The 20,646-nt window shown below is 67.1% G+C and carries 15 protein-coding genes and 4 pseudogenes; 11 read left to right on the top strand and 8 right to left on the bottom strand.

Going from position 1 to position 20,646, the window contains the following annotated elements; genetic code table 11:
• Window position 1: 1 nt before the first annotated feature.
• The 3 genes from prmC to hemA form a co-directional block, all read right to left on the bottom strand.
• Window positions 2-841, bottom strand: a complete 840-nt coding sequence (gene prmC, locus ACFJGX_RS25440; RefSeq protein ID WP_382323379.1) for a peptide chain release factor N(5)-glutamine methyltransferase — start codon at window positions 839-841, stop codon at window positions 2-4.
• Window positions 838-1,926, bottom strand: coding sequence for a peptide chain release factor 1 (gene prfA / locus ACFJGX_RS25435; RefSeq protein WP_382323380.1), 1,089 nt, complete (start codon window positions 1,924-1,926; stop codon window positions 838-840). Before prfA ends, prmC begins: the two co-directional genes overlap by 4 nt.
• A 69-nt stretch (window positions 1,927-1,995) precedes the next feature.
• On the bottom strand, window positions 1,996-3,294 hold the full coding sequence (gene hemA, locus ACFJGX_RS25430; RefSeq protein WP_382327304.1) for a glutamyl-tRNA reductase: 1,299 nt from the start codon (window positions 3,292-3,294) through the stop codon (window positions 1,996-1,998).
• A 48-nt stretch (window positions 3,295-3,342) separates the two neighbouring features.
• On the opposite strand from hemA, the gene ACFJGX_RS25425 reads away from it, so the two are divergent.
• On the top strand, window positions 3,343-3,612 hold the full coding sequence (locus tag ACFJGX_RS25425) for a hypothetical protein (protein WP_382327302.1): 270 nt from the start codon (window positions 3,343-3,345) through the stop codon (window positions 3,610-3,612).
• A 10-nt stretch (window positions 3,613-3,622) separates the two neighbouring features.
• Here ACFJGX_RS25425 and ugpQ read toward each other — a convergent pair.
• The 5 genes and pseudogenes from ugpQ to ugpB all read right to left on the bottom strand — a co-directional run bounded on the left by ugpQ (window position 3,623) and on the right by ugpB (window position 8,580).
• Window positions 3,623-4,439: pseudogene (gene ugpQ, locus ACFJGX_RS25420) on the bottom strand (glycerophosphodiester phosphodiesterase).
• Window positions 4,378-5,383 (bottom strand): annotated as a pseudogene (gene ugpC, locus ACFJGX_RS25415) (sn-glycerol-3-phosphate ABC transporter ATP-binding protein UgpC). Before ugpC ends, ugpQ begins: the two co-directional pseudogenes overlap by 62 nt.
• 36 nt (window positions 5,384-5,419) lie before the next feature.
• On the bottom strand, window positions 5,420-6,271 hold the full coding sequence (gene ugpE / locus ACFJGX_RS25410; protein ID WP_291114924.1) for a sn-glycerol-3-phosphate ABC transporter permease UgpE: 852 nt from the start codon (window positions 6,269-6,271) through the stop codon (window positions 5,420-5,422).
• Window position 6,272: 1 nt separating this feature from the next.
• Window positions 6,273-7,154, bottom strand: coding sequence for a sn-glycerol-3-phosphate ABC transporter permease UgpA (gene ugpA, locus ACFJGX_RS25405; protein ID WP_382327300.1), 882 nt, complete (start codon window positions 7,152-7,154; stop codon window positions 6,273-6,275).
• 126 nt (window positions 7,155-7,280) lie between these two features.
• Window positions 7,281-8,580, bottom strand: a pseudogene (gene ugpB, locus ACFJGX_RS25400) (sn-glycerol-3-phosphate ABC transporter substrate-binding protein UgpB).
• A gap of 207 nt (window positions 8,581-8,787) precedes the next feature.
• Between ugpB and ACFJGX_RS25395 the strand changes: the two are divergent.
• From ACFJGX_RS25395 to ACFJGX_RS25350, 10 genes and pseudogenes are all read left to right on the top strand, one after another.
• Window positions 8,788-12,666 (top strand): DUF3683 domain-containing protein, encoded by a 3,879-nt coding sequence (locus ACFJGX_RS25395; RefSeq protein ID WP_382327298.1) that lies wholly within the window; start codon window positions 8,788-8,790, stop codon window positions 12,664-12,666.
• Window positions 12,667-12,689: 23 nt separating this feature from the next.
• Window positions 12,690-13,103 (top strand): gamma-butyrobetaine hydroxylase-like domain-containing protein, encoded by a 414-nt coding sequence (locus tag ACFJGX_RS25390; protein ID WP_382323384.1) that lies wholly within the window; start codon window positions 12,690-12,692, stop codon window positions 13,101-13,103.
• Between the two features lie 17 nt (window positions 13,104-13,120).
• Window positions 13,121-13,853 (top strand): annotated as a pseudogene (gene ubiE / locus ACFJGX_RS25385) (bifunctional demethylmenaquinone methyltransferase/2-methoxy-6-polyprenyl-1,4-benzoquinol methylase UbiE).
• A 41-nt stretch (window positions 13,854-13,894) separates the two neighbouring features.
• Window positions 13,895-14,902, top strand: coding sequence for a Tim44 domain-containing protein (locus ACFJGX_RS25380; RefSeq protein WP_382323385.1), 1,008 nt, complete (start codon window positions 13,895-13,897; stop codon window positions 14,900-14,902).
• An 81-nt stretch (window positions 14,903-14,983) separates the two neighbouring features.
• On the top strand, window positions 14,984-15,601 hold the full coding sequence (locus ACFJGX_RS25375) for a hypothetical protein (protein ID WP_382323386.1): 618 nt from the start codon (window positions 14,984-14,986) through the stop codon (window positions 15,599-15,601).
• Window positions 15,598-17,163, top strand: a complete 1,566-nt coding sequence (ubiB, locus tag ACFJGX_RS25370; RefSeq protein WP_382161270.1) for a ubiquinone biosynthesis regulatory protein kinase UbiB — start codon at window positions 15,598-15,600, stop codon at window positions 17,161-17,163. The genes ACFJGX_RS25375 and ubiB overlap by 4 nt, the downstream gene beginning before the upstream one ends.
• A 151-nt stretch (window positions 17,164-17,314) precedes the next feature.
• Entirely contained in the window at window positions 17,315-17,647 is a 333-nt protein-coding gene (locus ACFJGX_RS25365; RefSeq protein WP_382161267.1) for an FmdB family zinc ribbon protein, read from the top strand.
• A 10-nt stretch (window positions 17,648-17,657) separates the two neighbouring features.
• A complete protein-coding gene (locus ACFJGX_RS25360) occupies window positions 17,658-18,335 on the top strand; it encodes a DUF502 domain-containing protein (protein WP_382161264.1) in 678 nt (225 codons plus the stop codon).
• Between the two features lie 48 nt (window positions 18,336-18,383).
• On the top strand, window positions 18,384-20,186 hold the full coding sequence (gene aspS, locus ACFJGX_RS25355; protein ID WP_382161261.1) for an aspartate--tRNA ligase: 1,803 nt from the start codon (window positions 18,384-18,386) through the stop codon (window positions 20,184-20,186).
• A gap of 139 nt (window positions 20,187-20,325) precedes the next feature.
• Window positions 20,326-20,646: a YqjD family protein gene (locus tag ACFJGX_RS25350; RefSeq protein WP_382323387.1), complete on the top strand. Its 321-nt coding sequence runs from the start codon at window positions 20,326-20,328 to the stop codon at window positions 20,644-20,646.

Below are 20,646 nucleotides of genomic sequence, written 5' to 3'. Positions count from 1 at the left end.
ATTATCGCCGCTGCGGCCACTGGCCGCCGCTGCAGCGCTCAATGCCCGGGAGGTCGGCGCGGCTGCCGACCTGTGTGAAGCCGGCCGCCTGGAGCAGGCTGCGCACCGCTCCGGCCTGGTCGTGCCCATGCTCGAGCAGCAGCCAGCCTCCCGGGTTCAGGGCGGCGGGCGCGGTGGACACCAAGGCCCGGATGTCGTCCAGGCCGTCGGGGCCGGCGGTCAGCGCCGAGCCGGGCTCGTGGCCGAGCGCCGCCAGATGGGCGTCGCCTTCGGCGATGTAGGGCGGGTTGCTGGCGATCAGGTCGAAGTGCTGTGCCGGCACCGCGGTGAGCCAGTGCCCGAGGTGGAAATCCACCGCCAGGCCCAGCCGATCGGCGTTCGCACGGGCGACGGTCAGCGCATCGGGGCTGGCGTCCGTGGCCGAGACCACGGCGCCCGGGCGCTGGGCCTTGAGGGCCAGTGCGATGGCGCCGCTGCCGGTGCCCAGGTCGAGCACGCGGGCGGCTGCCGGCAGCGCATCCAGCACATCCAGCGCCCAGCTCACCAGGGTTTCGGTGTCGGGCCGTGGCACGAGCACGCGCGGGTCCACCTGGAGCGTGAGGCCGAAGAATTCCTGGTCGCCGCGCAGGTAGGCCATGGGCTCGCCGTGCCGGCGGCGTTGCACCAGGGCCGCGAGGCGGGCGGCCGCCTCGGCGTCCATCGCGTCGCCGTCGTGCGCCAGCAGCCAGGCGCGGTCGTGGGGGCTGCGCTGCAGGGCCAGCAGCAGCAGCATCTGCGCGTCGATCCGGTCCAGGCCGTCGCGCTGCAGGTGCGTCAGGGCTTCGCGCAGCGTGGTGGTCATGCGCCGTTGCGTTGTTCGAGCTCGGCCAGCAGCTCGGTGCCGCGCGCGACCTGCAGGGCGTGGATCACCTCGTCCAGATCACCTTCCATCACCTGCAGCACCTTGTACAGCGTGAGGTTGATGCGGTGGTCGGTCAGGCGGCCCTGCGGGAAGTTGTAGGTGCGGATGCGGTCGCTGCGGTCGCCGCTGCCGATCAGGCCCTTGCGCGTGGCGGCTTCGGCGGCTGCGCGCTCGCTGCGGTCTTTTTCCTGCAGGCGCGCCGTGAGCACCTGCAGCGCCTTGGCCTTGTTGCTGTGCTGCGATCGGCCGTCCTGGCATTCGGCGGTGATGCCGGTGGGCAGGTGGGTCACGCGCACGGCGGAGTCGGTCTTGTTGATGTGCTGGCCGCCCGCGCCACTGGCGCGGAAGGTGTCGATGCGCAACTCGCTCGGGTTGAGCTGCACCGCCTGGGTCTCGTCGGGTTCGGGCATCACCGCCACGGTGGCCGCACTGGTGTGGATGCGGCCCTGGGTCTCGGTGGCGGGCACGCGCTGCACCCGGTGGCCGCCGGACTCGAAACGCAGCCGCCCATAGGCTCCGGGGCCCGCGATGCGCAGCACCACTTCCTTGTAGCCGCCGAGCTCGCTGGGCGACTCGCTCACGGTCTCCACCTGCCAGCGCTGCTTTTCGGCGTAGCGCGTGTACAGGCGGGCGAGGTCGCCGGCGAACAGGGCCGACTCGTCGCCGCCGGTGCCGGCGCGGATCTCGACGAAGGCGTTGCGCTCGTCGTCCGGATCCTTGGGCAGCAAGAGTTGCTGCAAATCGATGTCCAGCTGCGCCAGGTCGGCCTCGGCACTCTGGATTTCCTCCTGCGCCATCTCGGCCATGTCAGGGTCGTCGAGCATTTCCCGCGCCGTCGCCAGGTCGGTCTCGCGTTGGAGATAGCGGTTGAACACCTCGACCACCGTGGAGGCCTCGGCGTGTTCGCGGCTCAGCGCGCGGAAGCGATCCATCTGGTCGACGACGTCGGGCGCGGACAGCAGCGCATCGAGCTCGTGCAGTCGGGCTCGCTGGCGCAGCAGGGTGTCACGGACGAAGGGTTTCATGGTGGGGCACGGAGACCCTGCACGCCGACACGGGCGCGGGCCCGCAACGCCGTGCGCGGGCCGGGTCAGCTAGTTTTGCGCGTTGCGCGGGGGTTTGAGCGGTTCGTCGCGCAGGAACAGCCGCGAAACGGTCTGCGCGGTGGCGGCACGTGTGGTGCTGTCACCGGTGTGCAGTTCGGCCAGGGTGCCGTGAAGCATTTTTTGCGTGAGGCCGCGCGAGAGCGCTTCCAGCACGGCTTCCACCGGCTCGCCCTTGGCCAGCAGGCGGCGGGCGCGCGCCATTTCCACGGCGCGCCATTCGTCGGCCTGGGCGTTGATCTGCTGGATCAGCGGCACCACGCCGTGGGCCGGGTCGCGCTGCTCCATCCAGTGCATGAAGCTGAGCACACCCGCGTCGATGATGGCCTCGGCCTGCGCCACGGCAGCCAGGCGGTGGTCCTTGCCGGTCTGCACCACGGTGGCGAGGTCGTCCACGGTGTAGAGGTAGACGTCGGGCAGGGCTTTGACCTCGGCCTCGATGTCGCGCGGCACCGCCAGATCGACCATGAACATGGGCCGGTGGCGGCGCTTCTTGAGCGCGCGTTCCACGGCGCCCAGGCCGATGATGGGCAGCGTGCTCGCGGTGCAGCTGATGACGGCGTCGAACTCGTGCAGGCGGTCGGGCACGTCGGCCAGCCGCATCACCTGCGCGCCGAAGCGGCTGGCGAGCTTCTCGCCGCGCTCCAGTGTGCGGTTGGCGATCGCCATGCCCTTGGGCGTCTTGGCCGCGAAGTGGGTGGCGGCCAGTTCGATCATCTCGCCCGCGCCGACGAACAGCACCTTGATGTCGCGCAGGTCTTCGAACAGCTGCGACGCCAGGCGCACCGCGGCGGCGGTCATGCTGATGGAGTGGGCGCCGATCTCGGTGGAACTGCGCACTTCCTTGGCCACGGCGAACGAGCGCTGGAACAGCTGGTGCAGGGTGGTGCCCAGGGCGCCCGCGTCGCTGGCGGCGCGCACCGCGTCCTTCATCTGGCCGAGGATCTGGGCTTCGCCCAGCACCATGCTGTCCAGGCCGCTGGCGACGCGGAAGGCATGGCGCGCGGCCTGGTCGTCGCGCAGGATGTAGGCGTGGTCGCGCAGCACCTGGCCGCTCACGCCGCCGGTCTGCGCCAGCCAGTCCAGGGTGGGGTCCACCGCCGACTGGTCGCCCGCGCCGTACAGCTCGGTGCGGTTGCAGGTGGACAGCAGCGTGGCCTCGGGCTGGCGCGCCAGACTCTGGCGGTAGCCGTGCAAAGTGGGCTGGATCTGGTCGAGCGCAAACGCAAAACGGCCCCGCAGATCGAGCGGAGCCGTGTTGTGGTTGATGCCGAGGGCCCAGACAGACATGGGGTGATTATAAAATTGAACCCTTATGCACGCCGCCGCCCGCTTCGAATGACGCCTTTGGCCTTCCTCGGGCACATCGCCGGCTTCATCGCCCCTGCCGTTTTCATGGCCCTGGTCCTGTGGACGGTGCCCCGTTTCCGCCGCGCCGGCCGTGCGGCGCAGGGCGCCGGCCTGGAGGCCTTCATGCTGGTCGTGGCGGGTGTGGTGGTGCTGCTGGCGGGGCTGGTGTTCTTTGGCCGTGACGGCAAGATCGCCACCTACGCCGCCCTGGTGTTCGTTCAGGGCACGCTGGCCTGGTGGCTGCACCGCAAGCGCTGAGCGCTTCGCCTCAGCGCCCGGGCGCAAACAGGTCGATGCGGTCGGTGATGATGCCGTCCAAGCCCAGGTCCAGCAGCCGCTGCGCGGCCCATTCGTCGTTCACGGTGTAGGCCAGGGTGCGCAGGCCGCTTTCCCGGGCCTGGGCCACGGTGCTGCTGTCCCACAGGGCGTGGTTGCACACGGCCGCCACGCACCCCAAAGATTGCGCCATGTCCCGCCAGCCTTCCCGCAGGGTGTCGAGCAGCAGCCCGCGCGGCAGGTGGGGAGCGCTTTCCCGCGAGCCCTGCAGCGCGTCGGGCTGGAACGAGGTGAGGAAGGGCGCGCGCTCGGCGTTGCTGGCCCAGAGCCGCGCGGCCGCTTCCGCCACGGCGCGCCCCGCTGCGCAGCTCCGTGCCGGGGGTGGGTTTGATCTCGATGTTGAGCCAATGGCCCTGCGCCTGGCAGTGGCGGGCCACGGCTTCCAGGGCGGCCAGGGGCTCGCCCGCGAACGCGCGCGAGTGCCAGCCACCGGCATCGAGCTGGCTCAGCTCGCCCCAGGGGCGCTCACCGGCCACGCCGCTGCCGTTCGTGGTGCGCTCCAGGGTCGCGTCGTGCAGCAGGAAGACCACGCCATCGGCGCTGAGCTTGGCGTCGCATTCGTACATGCGGTAGCCGTGCGAGGCCCCGAGGCGGAAGGCGGCGAGGGTGTTTTCGGGCGCCAGCCTGCCGGCGCCGCGGTGGGCGACCCAGCGCGGGTAGGGCCAGTGGCCCGGCTGCTCTCTCCACTCATTGCCGCTGGCCGGTCTCGGCGTTGAACCAGTGCAGGCGGTCCTCGCGCGGCTGGGCATGGATGGTGCTGCCGATGGCCGGGGCACCCTGGTCCTCGTGGGTGCGGATGATCAGCATCTCGTCGCCCAGGCGGGCGTGCACCAGGCGCTCGGCGCCCAGCAACTCCACCGTTTCCACCTGCAGCGCCCAGCCACTGTCACCCACGTCCAGGTGCTCGGGGCGGATGCCCAGGATGCTGCCGGGGCGCCCACCGGGCGCGTGTTTCAGCAGGTTCATGGGCGGCGAGCCGATGAAGCTGGCGCACGAAGGTCGTGGCCGGGCGCGAATAGACCTCTTCGGGCGTACCGAACTGCTCCATGTTGCCCGCGTTCATCACGATCATGCGTTCGGCCAGCGTCATCGCTTCGACCTGGTCGTGCGTGACGAACAGCGAGGTGATGCCCAGTTCGCGGTGCAGCTTCTGGATTTCCAGCCGGGTCTGGGCGCGCAGCTTGGCGTCCAGGTTGGAGAGCGGCTCGTCGAACAGGAAGACCTGTGGCTGGCGCACGATGGCGCGGCCCATCGCCACGCGCTGGCGCTGGCCGCCCGAGAGCTCGCGCGGCTTGCGCTCAAGCAGGTGGCCGAGTTCGAGGATCTTGGCGGCCTTGTCCACACGGGCGCGGATCTCTTCCTTGGGCACCTTGGCGATCTTCAGGCCGTAGGCCATGTTGTCGAAGTTCGTCATGTGCGGGTAGAGCGCGTAGTTCTGGAACACCATGGCGATGTCGCGCTGGGCCGGTTCCAGGTTGTTGACGACGCGGTCGCCGATGCGAAGTTCACCACCGGAGATTTCCTCCAGGCCCGCGACCATGCGCAGCAGCGTGGACTTGCCGCAGCCCGACGGCCCGACGATGACGACGAACTCGCCATCCTGGATCTCGGCGTTCACCCCGTGGATGACCTGATTGGCCTTGGGGCCGATGCCGTAGCGCTTGACGATGTTGCGAAGTGAGAGAGAAGCCATGGCGTTGTTGTGATCGTGTTGTTGTCGGTTGCCGGGTTACTTTTCGGTGTCCACCAGTCCCTTGACGAACCAGCGCTGCATGAAGATCACCACGAGCGCGGGCGGCAGCATGGCCAGCAGCGCGGTCGCCATCACGATGTTCCACTCGTTGCCGGCGTCGCCGCCCGCGATCATGCGCTTGATGCCGATCACCACCGGGTACATCTCTTCCGAGGTGGTGACGAGCAACGGCCACAGGTACTGGTTCCAGCCGTAGATGAACTGGATCACGAACAGCGCGGCGATCGAGGTGCGCGACAAGGGCACCAGGATGTCCTTGAAGAAACGCATCGGGCCTGCGCCATCCACGCGCGCGGCTTCCACCAGTTCGTCTGGCACCGTGAGGAAGAACTGCCGGAACAGGAAGGTGGCGGTGGCGGAGGCGATGAGGGGGACGGTCAGGCCCGCGTAGGTGTTGAGCATGCCCAGGTCGGATACCACCTGGTAGGTCGGGCCGATGCGCACTTCCACGGGCAGCATCAGCGTGATGAAGATCAGCCAGAAGCAGATGCCCTTGAACGGGAAGCGGAAGTAGACGATGGCGAAGGCCGACAGCAGCGAGATGGCGATCTTGCCGAAGGTGATGACGAGCGCCGTGACCAGGCTTACCCACATCATGCGCGCCACCGGCGCGCTGGAGCCCGGGCCGCTGCCGCCGCCGAACAGGGTGTCGCGGTAGGTCTGCCAGAAGTTGCTGCCGGGCAGCAAAGGCATGGGGGCTTGCACGATGTCCTGCGCGGTGTGGGTGGACGCCACGAACGCCAGGTACAGCGGGAAGCCGACGATGAGCACGCCCAGCACCAGGATCAGGTGCGACAGCAGCGTCAGATAGGGACTGCGTTCAACCATGTCAGTACTGCACTTTCTTCTCGACGTAGCGGAACTGGATCACCGTGAGCACGATGACGATCACCATCAGCACCACCGACTGCGCGGCCGAGCCGCCCATGTCCATGGCCTTGAAGCCGTCGTGGTAGACCTTGTAGACCAGGATCGCGGTGTCGCGGCCCGGGCCGCCTTGCGTGGTCGCGTCCACGATGGCGAAGGTGTCGAAGAAGGCGTACACCACGTTGATCACCAGCAGGAAGAAGGTGGTGGGTGACAGCAGCGGGAACTGGATGCTCCAGAACCGGCGCCAGGGGCCCGCGCCGTCGATGGCGGCGGCCTCGATCAGCGACTTGGGGATCGACTGCAGCCCTGCGAGGAAGAACAGGAAGTTGTAGGAGATCTGCTTCCACACCGCCGCGATCACGATCAGCGTCATCGCGTGGTCGGAATTGAGCATGTGGTTCCAGTTGAAGCCCGACTGGCGCAGCATGTAGGCCACCACGCCGAGCGACGGCGAAAACATGAACATCCAGAGCACGCCAGCCACCGCCGGGGCCACGGCATAGGGCAGCAGCAGCGCGGTCTTGTAGGCCAGCGCGCCTTTGATGATGCGGTCGGCGAAGATGCGCAGCACCAGCGAAATGGCGATGCCGAAACCCGCGACCAGCACCGAGAAGAAGGCCGTGGTCTTGAACGAGGCCAGGTAGCTCGGGTCTTCGAAGAGGTTTCTGAAGTTCTCGAAGCCCACCCACTCCTTGGAAAAGCCGAACGAATCCTGCACCTGGAACGATTGCACCAGGGCCTGACCTGCCGGCCAGAAGAAGAAGATGCTGATGATGGCCAGCTGGGGCGCCAGCAACACCCAGGGCAACCACGCAGAGCGAAAGAGCACGCGCTTTTCCATGTCCAGTCTTTCTCAGTCTTTCAAAAAGACAACCCGCCGCTGTGCAAACCGCGGGGGTCTGCAGAGTGGCGGGCTATCGATGCCGACCAAAGGACTGGCAGGCATCGTCAGGCTTCGGGCCAGAATTTACTTGTTGGCGCGGGCGAAACGCACGAGCTGCTCGTTGCCTCGTGTCACGGCGGTGTCCAGCGCTTCCTTGGGCGACTTCTTGCCGGCCCAGATCTGCTCGGTTTCCTCGTCGATGATGGTGCGGATCTGCACGAAGTTGCCCAGGCGGATGCCGCGCGACTTGTCGGTGGCCTTGCGGATCATCTGCGTCACGGCCACGTCGGTGCCCGGGTTCTTTTCATAGAAGCCGGATGCCTCAGTCAGCTTGTAGGCCGCGGTGGTCACCGGCAGGTAACCGGTGCGCTGGTGGCTGGCGGCCTGCACCCGGGTGTCGTTCAGGAAGTTCAGAAAATCGGCCACGCCCTTGTATTCGGCGGGCTTCTTGCCGGCCATCACCCACAGGCTGGCGCCGCCGATGGCGGTGTTCTGGGGCGCGCCCTTGACATCGGCGTAGTAGGGCAGGGCGGAGATGCCGTAGGCGAACTTGGCGTCCTTGGACACGCGGGCATACAGGCCCGACGAGCCCGTGATCATGGCGCACTCGCCCGAGGGGAAGGAGGCGTCGGGCGCGTTGCCTCGACCCTTGTAGACAAAGCTGCCTTCCTTGGAAGCCTTGGCGAGGTTCTCGAAGTGGCGCACGTGCAGCGGCGTGTTGATCATCAGCTGTGCGTCGTTGCCGTCAAAACCGTTGTTCTTGGAGGCGAACAGGGTGTTGTGCCAGAGCGAGAAGCTCTCCAGCTGCGTCCAGCTGATCCAGCTGGTGGTGAACGGGCAGGCGTGGCCGCTGGCTTTGAGCTTGGAGGCGGCGGCGAACACTTCGGGCCAGGTCTTGGGCGCTTTTTCGGGGTCCAGGCCGGCCTTCTTGAAGGCGTCCTTGTTGTAATAGAAGATGGTGGTCGAGCTGTTGAGCGGGTAGCTCAGCATCTGGCCGTTGGGGGGCGGTGTAGTAGCCGGCCACGGCCGACACGTACTGCGTCGGGTCGAACTTGAAGCCGCCGTCGTTGAGCACCTTGGCGGCGGGCACGATGGCGCCCTTGCTGGCCATCATGGTCGCGGTACCGACCTCGAACACCTGCAGGATGTGTGGCGCATTGCCCGCGCGGAAGGCGGCAATGGCGCCCGTCATGGACTCGTCGTACGTGCCCTTGTACGTGGGCACGACCTTGTACTGGCTCTGGCTGGCGTTGTACTGCTTGGCCAGGTCATTCACCCACTCGCCAAGCGCTGCGCTCATCGAGTGCCACCACTGGATCTCGGTCGGCGCCTGGGCGTGGACCGGGCCGCTCATCAGGGCGGCGAGCGCCAGGGCGCCGGTCATGGGAAGAAAACGCTTGTGCATGGGTGTTGCTCCTTGGGATGGATGGTCGGAAACCGGTGGGGGTAGGGTAGGGCTCCGATATGTCAAAACGATTGCACATGCGTTTCCCAGGTGTGACAACAGGGGTTTCCACAGGGGGGGTGGGTGAATGTTGCGCTGCGGTACCATCCTGGGTTCTTTACTGTCATGCTGGCGACTGCCACACACATGAACGCACCCACACCGCTTTCGTTGCTCGCCACCGCCACCGACGATGCGCCACGTTTGCGCGAGATTCCCTACAACTACACCTCCTTCTCGGATCGTGAAATCGTGCTGCGCCTGCTCGGCGAGCGCGCCTGGGGCCTGCTGGACGAACTGAGGGGTGAGCGTCGCACGGGCCGCTCCGCCCGCATGCTGTACGAGGTGTTGGGTGACATCTGGGTGGTGCAGCGCAACCCCTACCTGCAGGACGACCTGCTCGACAGCCCCAAGCGCCGCCAGCAGCTGGTGGACGCCCTGCACCACCGGCTGGCCGAGGTGCAGAAGCGCCGCACGCCACAGGACGACGCGGTGCGCGATGGCCTGGTGGCCGAGTTGCTCACGGCGGCCCGCGCGGCGGTCGATCAGTTCTCCCGCTCGTTCCAGGACATGGCCGCGCTGCGCCAGCGCGCCACCAAGGCGCTGCGCCGGCTGACGGCCAAGGACAACATCAAGTTCGACGGCCTGTCGCGCGTCTCGCACGTGACCGACGCGACCGACTGGCGCGTGGAATACCCCTTCGTGGTGCTCACGCCCGACACCGAAGCCGAAATGGCCTTGCTGGTCAAGGGCTGCTACGAGCTCGGGCTGACCATCATCCCGCGAGGGGGCGGCACCGGCTACACGGGCGGCGCGATTCCGCTGACCTGGAAGAGCGCGGTGATCAACACCGAGAAGCTCGAAGCCATGACCGAGGTGGAGTGGGTCAAGGTGCCCGGGCACGACAAGCCGTTGCCCACCATCTGGACCGAAGCCGGCGTCGTGACCCAGCGCGTGTCCGACGCCGCCGACCGCGCGGGCCACGTGTTCGCGGTGGACCCGACCTCGGCCGAGGCCTCGTGCATCGGCGGCAACATCGCCATGAACGCGGGCGGCAAGAAGGCCGTGCTGTGGGGCACGGCGCTGGACAACCTGGTGTCGTGGCGCATGGTCACACCGCAGGCCCAGTGGCTGGAAGTCACCCGGCTGGACCACAACCTGGGCAAGATCCATGACGCCGAGGTCGCCACCTTCGGGCTGCAGTACTTCGAGGCCGACGGCAAGACCCCGGTGCGCAGCGAGCAGCTGGTGATCCCGGGCAAGACCTTCCGCAAGGAAGGCCTGGGCAAGGACGTGACCGACAAGTTCCTCAGCGGTCTGCCGGGCATCCAGAAGGAGGGCTGCGATGGCCTGATCACCAGCGCGCGCTGGGTGGTGCACCGCATGCCCGACCACGTGCGCACGGTCTGCCTGGAGTTCTTCGGCAATCCCAAGGACTGCGTGCCGTCCATCGTGGACATCAAGGACTTCATGTTCGCCGAGATGAAGCGCCCGGGCGGCGCCATCCTGGCCGGCCTGGAGCACCTCGACGACCGTTACCTCAAGGCCGTGGGTTACGCCACCAAGAGCAAGCGCGGCACCTTGCCCAAGATGGTGCTGATCGGCGACATCGTGGGCGACGACGCCGATGCCGTGGCGCGCGCCACCAGCGAAGTGATCCGCATGGCGAATTCGCGCAGCGGCGAGGGCTTCGTGGCCATCAGCGCCGAGGCGCGCAAGAAGTTCTGGCTGGACCGCAAGCGCACGGCGGCCATCAGCCGGCACACCAACGCCTTCAAGATCAACGAAGACGTGGTGATCCCGCTGCCGCGCATGGGCGAGTACACCGAAGGCATCGAACGCATCAACATCGAGCTGTCGCTGCGCAACAAGATCAAGCTGGCCGACGCGCTCGAAGCCTTCTTCGCCAAGGGCAACCTGCCGCTGGGCAAGACCGACGACGCCAGCGACATCCCCAGCGCGGAACTGCTGGAAGACCGCGTGCAGCAGGCCCTGGCCCTGGTGCGCGAAGTGCGCGCGCTCTGGGCGGGCTGGCTGAGCGACGTGGACGCGCTGTTCCCGCAGCTGCAGGACCACCGCCTGCGCGCGAGCTGGAAGACGCAGATCCGCGCGCCGCTGCAGGCCATCTTCTCCGGCGCGGCGTTCGGCCCCTTGCTGGCCGAATGCACCACCATCCACCAGCGCGTGCTCAAGGGCCGCGTGTGGGTGGCGCTGCACATGCATGCCGGTGACGGCAACGTGCACACCAACATCCCGGTCAACAGCGACGACTACGAGATGCTGCAGACCGCGCACGAGGCCGTGGCGCGCATCATGGTGCTCGCGCGCCAGCTCGACGGCGTGATCTCGGGCGAACACGGCATCGGCATCACCAAGCTGGAATTCCTGACCGACGAGGAGCTGCAACCCTTCGCGGACTACAAGCAACGCGTCGACCCCGAGGGCCGCTTCAACAAGGGCAAGCTGCTGCGCCAGGGTCCGGTGGGCGACGCCAGCCTGCGCAGCGCCGACCTGTCCAACGCCTACACGCCCAGCTTCGGCCTGATGGGGCACGAATCGATCATCATGCAGCGCAGCGAGATCGGCGCCATCGCCGACAGCGTCAAGGACTGCCTGCGCTGCGGCAAGTGCAAGCCGGTGTGCGCCACGCACGTGCCGCGCGCCAACCTGCTCTATTCGCCGCGCAACAAGATCCTGGCCACCTCGCTGCTGGTCGAGGCTTTCCTGTACGAAGAGCAGACCCGCCGCGGCATCAGCATCAAGCACTGGGAAGAGTTCGAGGACGTGGCCGACCACTGCACGGTGTGCCACAAGTGCCTGAGCCCCTGCCCGGTCAAGATCGACTTCGGCGACGTGACCATGAACATGCGCAACCTGCTGCGCAAGATGGGCCAGAAGAGCTTCCGGCCCGGCAACGCGGCGGCCATGTTCTTCCTGAACGCGACCAACCCCGAGACCATCAAGTTCGTGCGCGGCGCCATGGTGGGCGCGGGCTTCAAGGCCCAGCGCCTGGCCAACGACCTGCTCCAGCGCCTCGCGCGCAAGCAGACCGGCGCGCCCCCAGCCACCCTGGGCCCCGCGCCGATCAAGGAGCAGGTGATCCACTTCATCAACAAGAAGATGCCGGGTGGCCTGCCCAAGAAGACCGCCCGCGCCTTGCTGGACATCGAAGACAAGGATTACGTGCCCATCATCCGCAACCCCTCGGCCACCACGGCCGAGACGGAGGCGGTGTTCTACTTCCCGGGCTGTGGTTCGGAGCGCCTGTTCTCGCAGGTGGGCCTGGCCGCACAGGCCATGCTCTGGCATGCCGGCGTGCAGACGGTGTTGCCCCCGGGCTACCTGTGCTGTGGGTACCCGCAGCGCGGCAGCGGCCAGTTCGACAAGGCCGAGAAGATGATCACCGACAACCGGGTGCTGTTCCACCGGGTCGCCAACACGCTCAACTACCTGGACATCAAGACCGTGGTGGTGAGCTGCGGCACCTGCTACGACCAGCTGCAGGGTTACGAGTTCGACCAGATCTTCCCGGGCTGCCGCATCATCGACATCCACGAATACCTGCTGGAAAAGGGCATCACCTTGCCGGCCGGACAGGGCGGTTACCTGTACCACGACCCCTGCCACACGCCGATGAAGCTGCAGGACCCGATGAAGACGGTCAAGGCGCTGGTGGGCGACAACGTGGTGGAGAGCAAGCGTTGTTGCGGCGAATCGGGCACGTTGGGCGTGACCCGGCCCGACATTTCCACCCAGGTCCGCTTCCGCAAGGAAGAGGAAATCCAGAAGGGCGAGGCCGCGCTGCGCGCCGCCGGCACCGTGGGCGCGAACGACAACGTCAAGATCCTCACCTCGTGCCCGAGCTGCCTGCAAGGCCTGAGCCGCTATGGCGACGACCTCAAGTCCGGCCTGCTGGAAGCCGATTACATCGTGGTGGAGATGGCGCGCCAGATCCTGGGCGAAGAATGGCTGCCCGAGTACGTGGCGAAGGCCAACGAAGGCGGCATCGAGCGCGTGCTCGTCTGACCCGCCCGACAACGGAGACTTTCATGGCTGGCCTCGACAAGAACACCCCCTCGCCGCAGTCGATCACCCTGCACCAGCAGTCGCGGGTGCTGGAAATCGGCTTTTCCGACGGCCGCGAATTCAAGATCCCGTTCGAGCTGATGCGGGTCTATTCCCCTTCGGCCGAGGTGCAGGGCCATGGCAAGGGCCAGGAGGTGCTGCAGACCGGCAAGCGCGAGGTCGGCGTCGTGGCGCTGGAGCCGGTCGGCAACTACGCGGTGCAGCCCACCTTCTCCGACGGCCACAGCTCGGGCATCTTCTCCTGGGACTACCTGTATTTTCTGGGTTCGAAGCAGGCCGACCTGTGGGCCGAGTACCTGGAACGTCTGCAGGCCGCCGGCGTGGAGCGCGACGCCCCCATGCCGGACAAGGGCGGCCACGCCTGCGGCAGCCACTGAAGCGAGGAAATTCCACCATGGCCTCCACCCATTTCGGTTTCAAGACCGTCGACGAAGGCGAGAAGGCGCAGCGCGTGCGCAGCGTGTTCGACTCGGTCGCGCCCAAGTACGACGTGATGAACGACCTCATGTCGGCCGGGCTGCACCGCCTCTGGAAGCGCTACACCATCACCGTGGCGCAACCCGCAGCCGGGCCAGCAGGTGCTCGACATCGCTGGTGGCACCGGCGACCTCTCGCTGGCGTTTGCCCGCAAGGTGGGCCCCACCGGCCGCGTGGTGCACACCGACATCAACGAAGCCATGCTGCGCGAGGGCCGCTCGCGCCTGCTGGACCTGGGCGTGGTGCTGCCCACCATGGTGTGCGACGCCGAGAAACTGCCGTTCGCCAACGAGTCGTTCGATTTTGTTTCAGTGGCTTTCGGCCTGCGCAACATGACGCACAAGGAACTTGCACTGGCCGAAATGCATCGGACCCTCAAGCCGGGGGGCAAATTGCTGGTGCTGGAGTTTTCCCGGGTGGCGAAACCGCTCGAGAAGGCTTATGACTGGTATTCGTTCAATGTGCTGCCCAAGTTGGGCAAGCTGGTGGCCAACGACGAGAGCAGCTACCGCTACCTCGCGGAGTCCATCCGCATGCACCCGGGGCAGGAAGAGTTGCGGCAGATGATGCGCACAGCCGGATTCGGCCATGTGGACGTGCACAACCTCAGCGCCGGGGTGGTGGCGTTGCACATGGGCATCAAGTGTTGAATGGTTTTTCAGGTTTTCTGTTGTTTGAAGGAGGCAAAAGCATGAACAAGTTGTGGTCGGTGTTGCTGGTGTTCGCGATGGCGCTGGGCACCCAGGATGTGTGGGCCAAGCGCATGGGCGGTGGCGCGTCGTTCGGCAAGCAGTCGGGCAACGTGACGCAGCGCAGCAGCGCGCCGCCGTCCCAGCAGGCCGCGCCGCAGCAGGCGCCTGCCCAGAATGCGGCGGCGGCGGCCCGTCCGGCCACCGCCAATCCGGCCGCCGCCGCCGCGGCGCCCAAGCGCCCCTGGGGCGCCATGCTCGGGGGCCTGGCCGCCGGCCTGGGCCTGGCCTGGCTGGCCTCTTCTCTGGGCCTGGGCGAAGCCTTTCGCCAGATCCTGCTGTTCGCCCTGCTGGCGATGGTGGTCATGGCGGTGATCGGCATGGTGATGCGCCGCCGCGCGCCTGCGGCGGCTGCTCCGGGTGGCATGGCCTACCAGGGCGCCGGCCCGGCCGGCCAGTCGCAGTACGACCCGGCCACGCCGCGCAGCTACAGCCCGCAGAACGTCGGCAACGACGCCTCGGCCCGGCCCTGGGAGCGCAGCGGCCCGGCCGCGCTGGACCACTCCCACCGCCCCGTCGGCGGTTCCATGATCGGTTCGGCGCTCGGCGGCAGCCAGAGCTGGGGCGTTCCCGCCGGTTTTGATGCCGAGGGCTTCCTCAAGGCCTCCAAAGCCAACTTCGTGAGCCTGCAGGATGCCTGGGACCGTTCCGACATCCCCGCGCTGCGCGCGATGATGACCGACGACATGCTCCAGCAGATCCGCGGCCAGCTGGCCGAGCGCGAGCAGGCCCGGAGTGGCGCCAACAAGACCGAGGTCGTCATGCTGGACGCGCAGTTGCTCGGCATCGAGGAACTGCAGGGCGAGTACATGGCCAGTGTCGAATTCTCCGGTCTCATCCGCGAGGAAGCGTCCGCCGGTCCCAACCCGTTCCGCGAAGTCTGGAACATCACCCGCCCGAAGAACGGCCCGGGTGGCTGGCTGGTGGCGGGCGTGCAAGCGCTGCAGTGACGCCGCAGGGGCTGCCTCGCCAGCCCGGCTGATGCACGCTGACGCCGTGCCTCGCGCTTTATCCGTCAAAATCGGGTGGTCATGAAAAATGAACCACCCGATTCTTCTTCCGGGGCCGGTGCGGCCGCCGCCCCCTTGAGCTTCCTGCAATCGCTGCTCGGCGCGATCCGCCCGCCCGAATGGGTGGTGGACGAATTGCAGAACCGCGTGGTGCTGTTCCTCAACCACGTGCTGATGCAGGAAAAAGCGGCCCAGGACCGCCTGCGCCGCCAGAAGGGCAAACCCGTGCGCATCCAGTGGGGCGATTTCCACCTCACGCTCGCACCCAGCGCCGCCGGCCTGCTGGAGCGCTGTGCACCCGATGCGACGCCCGAACTGAGCGTCACGCTCACCCAGCGCTCGCCGCTGGCGTTGGCCCAGAGCGTGCTCGCCGGCCAGAAACCGGGCGTGGACATCCAGGGCGACGTGCAACTCGCCGCCGAGGTGGCCTGGCTGGTGGACAACGTGCGCTGGGACGTGGAGGAAGACCTTTCCCGCATCGTCGGTGACGCCACTGCCCACACGCTGGCGCGCTTCGCTCAGTCGGCGGCCCAGGCCGTCAAGGCCTTCGTGGAGCGCCTGCCAGCCGGCCGTGCGCCGCGCGCGGCCGCCGGTGGCGATGCGTCGGTGCCTCCGCGCGCCGACGGAACCGCGGCATGAGCCGGCTCTTCCGCGGCGCCTTCATCGTCTGGGTGGTGTTGCGCTACGGCCTGGACGAGCTGGTGCTCTCCAGCTTCGAGCGCCCGGCCATTCGCCTGCTCACCCGCATCGTCTCCATCGGCCGCAACCTGGACGCGCCGCGCGGTGCCCGCCTGCGCGAGGCCCTGGAGCGCCTGGGCCCGATCTTCGTGAAGTTCGGCCAGGTGCTGTCGACGCGGCGCGACCTGCTGCCGCCCGACATCGCCGACGAACTCGCGCGCCTGCAGGACCGGGTGCCGCCGTTCCCCAGCGAAGTTGCGGTCGCCAGCATCGAGCGCGCCTTCGGCAAACCGCTGTCCTCGGTGTTCTCGCATTTCGAACAGGTGCCGGTGGCCAGCGCCTCCGTGGCCCAGGTGCATTTCGCCACCCTGCTGGACGGCCGCCACGGTGGGCGCGAGGTCGCGGTGAAGGTGCTGCGCCCGAACATGCGCCCGGTGATCGACAAGGACCTCAGCCTCATGCGCATGATGGCCGGCTGGGTCGAGCGGCTGTCGGCCGACGGCAAGCGCCTCAAGCCGCGCGAGGTGGTCGCCGAGTTCGACAAATACCTGCACGACGAGCTGGACCTGCTGCGCGAAGCCGCCAACGCAGCCCAACTGCGCCGCAACATGCAGGGGCTGGACCTGGTGCTGATCCCGGAAATGCTCTGGGACTACTGCCACACCGAGGTGATGGTGATGGAGCGCATGCACGGCACCCCCATCAACCGGGTCGAGGAGCTGCGGGCCCTGGGCGTGGACATTCCCAAGCTCGCGCGCGACGGTGTCACCATTTTCTTCACCCAGGTGTTCCGCGACGGCTTCTTCCACGCCGACATGCACCCGGGCAACATCCAGGTCAGCACCGCCCCGGCCACCTTCGGGCGCTACATCTCGCTCGATTTCGGCATCGTGGGCACGCTCACCGAGTTCGACAAGGAATACCTGGCGCAGAACTTCACCGCCTTCTTCCGGCGCGACTACAAGCGCGTGGCCGAGCTGCACATCGAATCGGGCTGGGTGCCCGCCGAAACGCGGGTGGACGAGCTCGAATCGGCCATCCGCGCGGTGTGCGAACCCTATTTCGACCGTCCGCTGAAGGAAATCTCGCTCGGCATGGTGCTGATGCGGCTGTTCCAGACCTCGCGCCGCTTCCACGTGGAAATCCAGCCCCAGCTCGTGCTGCTGCAGAAAACCCTGCTCAACATCGAGGGCCTCGGGCGCCAGCTCGACCCCGAACTCGACCTCTGGAGCACGGCCAAGCCGTTCCTGGAGAAATGGATGGTGGAGCAGGTCGGCCCGCAGAAGCTGCTGCAGCAACTCAAGGCCGAGGCGCCGCAGTACGCCAAGCTGCTGCCGGCGCTGCCGCGCCTGCTGCACGACTACCTGCAGCACAAGCCACACGAACTGCGGCGCGAACTCGACACCCTGGTGGCCGAGCAACGCCGCACCAACCGCCTGCTGCAGAGCATCATCTACGGCGGCGTCGGCTTCGTGCTGGGCCTGATCGTCATGCAGGTGCTGGTGCGGGTCCGGCTCTGGTAGGTGGGGGCCGCCGGGCGCCGACGCCCGGCGCACGCGGGACACACCCTCAATTTATAATGACGGGTTTTGTTCCACGTCCCGCACGGGAACGTCCGGCGCCCTCCGGGGTCCGATTCCCCGAGGCGCTCCAGCCCTCATTCCGGTCCACGCCATGCCTATCTATGCCTACAAGTGCGAGTCCTGCGGCCATGCCAAGGACGTGCTGCAGAAAATCTCCGACGATCCGCTCACTGTCTGCCCGGCCTGCGGCCAGGCCAGCTTCAAGAAGCAGCTGACGGCGGCCGGTTTCCAGCTCAAGGGCTCGGGTTGGTACGTGACCGACTTCCGCGAAGGCAACAAGCCCGCCACCACGACCGCGCCCGCCACGGCCGGCGACGCCGCGGCCCCCGCACCGGCCAAGGCCGATGCCTCCGCCGCCCCGGCACCGGCCGCCGCGCCCGCGCCGGCAACGGCGCCCGCCAGCCCGCCCGCGTCCTCCACCTGAGCCTGTCCTGATGCCTTCCTTGCGCAAATGGCTGCTCTCGGGCCTGCTGGTCCTGGTGCCCCTGATCATCACCCTCTGGGTGCTGGAGTGGGTGGTGAGCACGCTCGACCAGACCTTGCGCATCCTGCCCACGAGCTGGCAGCCCGATCAGCTGCTGGGGGTGCACATCCCGGGCCTGGGCGTGCTGTTCGCCCTGGTCGTCGTGCTGTCCATCGGCGCGCTGGCGTCCAACATCATCGGCAACAAGCTGGTGAGCTGGTGGCACGCCATGCTGCACCGCATCCCGGTGGTGCGCTCGATCTATTCGGGCGTCAAGCAGGTCTCCGACACGCTGTTCTCCGAGAAGGGCAACGCCTTTCGCAAGGCCATGCTGGTGCAATGGCCGCACGAAGGCATGTGGACCATCGCGTTTCTCACCGGCTCCCCTGCGGGCGACGTCCTGACCCACCTCCAATCCATGCCCGGCGGCGCCGAGCACGATGAGTTCTTCAGCGTGTACGTGCCCACCACGCCCAACCCCACGGGTGGCTACTTCGTGATGGTGCGCAAGAGCGCCTGCGTGGAGCTGCAGATGAGCGTGGACGAAGCGCTCACCTACGTCGTCTCCATGGGCGTGATCGTGCCCGGCGGGCCGAAGAACCCGCACTTCAAGGTGGCCGCCGATGGCGCCATCACCGAAGCCTCCTGAATGTTCTCCCGCGGGCCTGTCCGCGAACCTGTTGAAAGAAGAGTCGAAATGGCGATGCGTACCCACTATTGCGGTCTGGTGACCGAAGCCCAACTGGGCCAAACCGTTCAGCTGTGCGGCTGGGTCAACCGCCGCCGCGACCACGGTGGCGTGATCTTCATCGACCTGCGCGACCGCGAAGGCTATGTGCAGGTGGTCTGCGACCCCGATCGCGCCGAGATGTTCAAGACCGCCGAGGACGTGCGCAACGAGTTCTGTGTGCAGGTCACCGGCGTGGTGCGCGCGCGCCCCGCGGGCACCACCAACGACAAGCTCAAGAGCGGCCAGATCGAGGTGCTGTGCCACGAACTGAAGGTGCTCAACGCCTCGGTGACGCCGCCGTTCCAGCTCGACGACGAGAACCTGTCGGAGACCACGCGCCTCACGCACCGCGTGCTCGACCTGCGCCGCCCCTACATGCAGAACAACCTGATGCTGCGCTACCGCGTGGCGATGGAAGTGCGCAAGTTCCTCGACGCCAACGGTTTCATCGACATCGAAACCCCGATGCTGACCAAGAGCACGCCCGAAGGCGCGCGCGACTATCTCGTGCCCAGCCGCGTGCACGACGGCCACTTCTTCGCGTTGCCGCAATCGCCCCAGCTGTTCAAACAGCTGCTGATGGTGGCCGGCTTCGACCGCTACTACCAGATCACCAAGTGCTTCCGCGACGAAGACCTGCGTGCCGACCGCCAGCCCGAGTTCACCCAGATCGATATCGAAACCTCGTTCCTGACCGAGGAAGACATCCGTGACATGTTCCAGGGCATGATCAAGACGGTGTTCCAGAACACGCTGGGCGTGGACCTGGGCGAGTTCCCCATCATGGCCTACAGCGAAGCCATGCATCGCTTCGGCTCCGACAAGCCCGACCTGCGCGTGAAGCTGGAGTTCACCGAACTCACCGACGTGATGGGCGACGTGGACTTCAAGGTCTTCTCGGCACCCGCCACCATGAAGGGTGGTCGCGTGGTCGCGCTGTGCGTGCGCGGCGGCGCCGACATGAGCCGCAGCGAGATCGACGCCTACACCGAGTTCGTGAAGATCTACGGCGCCAAGGGCCTGGCCTGGATCAAGGTCAACGACGCCGCCCAGGGCCGCGATGGCCTGCAGAGCCCGATCGTGAAGAACCTGCACGACAAGGCCGTGGCCGACATCCTCTCGCGCACCGGCGCGCAGAACGGCGACATCATCTTCTTCGGCGCCGACAAGGCCAAGGTGGTCAACGACGCCATCGGCGCGCTGCGCCTGAAGATCGGTCACAGCGAACTGGGCAAGAAGAATGGCCTGTTCGAAGACCGCTGGGCGCCCATGTGGGTGGTGGACTTCCCGATGTTCGAGCACGACGAGGAAGCCGACCGCTGGACCGCGGTGCACCACCCCTTCACCGCGCCGAAGGACGGCCACGAGGACTGGATGGTGACCGCGCCCGAGAAGTGCATCGCCAAGGGCTACGACATGGTGCTCAACGGCTGGGAGATCGGCGGCGGTTCCGTCCGCATCCACACCGCGGCCGTGCAGCAGAAGGTGTTCGACGCGCTCAAGATCACGCCCGAGGAAGCCCAGCTCAAGTTCGGCTTCCTGCTGGACGCGCTGCAGTACGGCGCGCCGCCCCACGGCGGCCTGGCCTTCGGCCTGGACCGCATCGTCACCCTCATGACCGGTGCCGAGTCCATCCGCGACGTGATCGCCTTCCCCAAGACCCAGCGCGCCCAGTGCCTGCTGACCCAGGCCCCCAGCCCGGTGGACGAGAAGCAACTGCGCGAGCTGCACATCCGTCTGCGCAACGTGGACCTGGCGAAATCCGCCTGACGAGCCTGTCTGTAGGACACCTCCGAAAGGGGCGCCGAGTGCGCCCCTTTTTCTTGTATCAATGCGCTGATTGCAGTGATCTGCCTTCAAACATCGCCATTCCTTCGGGGTAACATGGCCTTTTGAAAAGGAGTCCCTCATGCCCAAGATTCGTACGACCGCCCTCGATGGCAAGGACAAGCTCGTGGCCGACCTCCAGCGCGTGATCACCGACGCCGAAGAACTGATGCAGGCCACGGCCCACCAGACCGAAGGCAAGGTGGTGGAACTGCGCGACCGCATCAACGAGAACCTGCGCGACGCCCGCCACAAGTTGGCGGATGCCGAGGAGGCCATCAAGGAAAAGACGTTGGAGATGGCCCGCGCCACCGACGACTACGTGCACGAAAACCCCTGGTCCGCGATCGGCGCCGCCGCCGGTGTGGGCCTGCTGGTCGGCCTGCTCATCAGCCGCCGCTGA

This window comes from Hydrogenophaga sp. UC242_50 (assembly GCF_042697355.1).
Classification (GTDB): Bacteria; Pseudomonadota; Gammaproteobacteria; order Burkholderiales; family Burkholderiaceae_C; genus Hydrogenophaga.
This window is presented reverse-complemented; position numbering and strand designations above follow the sequence as displayed.